This is a genomic window from Kitasatospora sp. NPDC091257 (assembly GCF_044757675.1).
GTDB classification, from domain to species: domain Bacteria; phylum Actinomycetota; class Actinomycetes; order Streptomycetales; family Streptomycetaceae; genus Kitasatospora; species Kitasatospora lactacystinica.
In genome coordinates this window covers 1-2,099 of record NZ_JBIVVI010001410.1, presented here as the reverse complement: position 1 = coordinate 2,099, position 2,099 = coordinate 1, and the positions used below count along the sequence as shown (strand labels likewise).

The window sequence follows — 2,099 nt, the reverse complement described above, 5'->3', positions numbered from 1 at the left end:
GTCCGGCAGGGCGACCTGATCGTCTCCGCGTTCCAGCCCCCGGCCCCGGGGCGGGCCCTGCCGCGCGCCGACTGCTTCGCCAGTGGCGCCTACCCCGCCGACCCCCAGCCCTACGACCTCTCGTGCGGCTGCGGCACCTGCGAGGAGCATTTCCCCGACGGCGCGGTCGTCCTCACGAACGGCTGGCCGTGGGACGTCTGCGACGTCCACCCCGCCGACGTCCCGCTGCTCGTCCTGCCCTACGGCGGCCAGCCCCTCACCTGGAGCGAGGCCGTGAACATCGCCCGCGGCGGAACCCTGCGGATCGACACCGGCTACGAGTCCTTCCAGCAGTACCTCGCCACCGGCAGCTACACGACCATCAGCGAGCCGTCCGCCGCCTGACGGGCTGTGCTCCCGGCGCCCCCGGTCCTGCCGTTCTCCGGCCCCAGCCCGCAACGGCGGGGCCGGGGACGGCAGCCCCTGCCTGCCCTCGCCCCCGTCCCACCGAAGTCCCGTCCCCGCCGCGGCCGTTCACCCCGCACCGCCGGGTTGACCGGCTCGCCACCCGTCCTACGGTGCCTCCTGTTCCGGCCGGGCGGCCGTGACCCTTCGGGCCGTACCGACCCCCGGCACCCGCCCGCAGAGCGGGCCCAGATCCAGACCTCCGCACCTCCCGCCGCCCGCCCGTCTTCAAACCTCACGACAGGAACCCCCCCATGGCCACGAACCGCACCCCGTCCACCCTGCCCGCCACGACCGCCGCCGCTGCCGCCTCCGCGCTGCGCCGCGTCACACAGTGCGAGGGCTGCGAGTTCCCCCCGGCCGACCTTGACGCGTACGAGGCCGGGCAGATCGACGTCGACTGGATTCTCTGTTACCGCCACCAGCGCGAATCCGACATCCTCCAGGCAGGCTCCAACGGCGCCCTGGTAGCCAACGACGGCTACCACTACTTCTGACGCGACATCAGATCGGTCGTGATGCGGCAAGGCCCCGCCGCACGGCTGCGCCCCACCCCCGCCGGCGGAATCGGGGGAACCGAGCGGCACCGTGCCGAGGAGGCTGCGGAGCCGCGCTCACCGCCCGGCCGACCGCCCACCTGACCAACTGCCCCACCCCGCCTGCCCGCCCGTCCAGCGCACCACCCGATCCGCCGCCCAGCCCCGATGGTCTCCGGCCCACGCCGGGACCGGCGTGGGCCGACTCCGGTCGCCCACCAGCGCCCGGTACCAGAGAAGGGGAACGCCCGGCGCGGCGCGGACACCCGCGACCGGCCACCCAGCCGCGGCACGGTCCGGGGCGCAGCACTGCCGTTGCGCCCCGATCGGCCGACCCGCCGGTCCCCGGCCCGGTACGGCACCGCCGCTGCGCCCCAGCTGCTGCGGGCCCCGGGCCTGGCCCGTCCCGGCCCGGGGTTGATCGGCCGCCTGGTGTTCCTACTGTGCGTCCTGTTCCCGCCCGTACGGCCGTGACCCCGCTCCGGCCTGCGGGCTCCCGGCGCCCCGCCCGCCCCGAAGGCGGTCCGCCCCACCGCACCCACCCCCGCGCTGCGCCCCGTCACGGCCGTCCCAGTCCGTGTCCGAAGACCTGCCCCGGGGCCCGCGCTCTCAACTCCACCTCGGAAGAACGGACTCACACCCATGCGTAACTCACCGCTCGTGCTCCGATTCCCGCTGGCCGATATCCTGTCTCTCGCCGAGCACGCGGCCGCAGCCCTCGACCACCGCACGAGCTCCTACTCCGACGCCAGCGGAGCATGCCTCATCTGGGTGAAGGACGACGGCACCTACATCATGTCCAACGGCCTGCCGCACCTGCCCGGCAAGGACGTCGTCCACGCCGACGGTTGGGGCCCCGGCACCGAGAACGAACTGCGCGACACCCCGGTCGGCGGCGACGACTTCGCGGAGTACTTCCCGCTGAACGAGCCGCTGTCCAGTGACGCCGCCACCACCACAACGATGCTGCAGGAGCTTCGCACCGCCGTAACGGACGGACTGCGCTGGCTGGAGCTGAAGGTCAGCACCGACAGCGTCATGCTCACCTACAGCGACTGATTCAGCCCACAACGGTCCCACCGCGCTCGATACCGCCAGCACCACGCCCCTGCCCCCCCG

2 protein-coding genes and 1 pseudogene are annotated in these 2,099 nt (G+C 73.9%); all 3 read left to right on the top strand.

Features of this window, described 5'->3' with window-relative positions; genetic code table 11:
- Positions 1-384: pseudogene (locus ACIQOV_RS38805) on the top strand (hypothetical protein); the annotation flags it as partial.
- 314 nt (positions 385-698) lie between these two features.
- The gene (locus tag ACIQOV_RS38800; protein ID WP_401055533.1) at positions 699-941 is read left to right on the top strand and encodes a hypothetical protein; all 243 of its coding nucleotides are present in this window, start codon (positions 699-701) and stop codon (positions 939-941) included.
- Positions 942-1,622: 681 nt separating this feature from the next.
- Entirely contained in the window at positions 1,623-2,039 is a 417-nt protein-coding gene (locus tag ACIQOV_RS38795; protein WP_331768399.1) for a DUF3085 domain-containing protein, read from the top strand.
- The last annotated feature ends 60 nt before the right edge of the window (positions 2,040-2,099 follow it).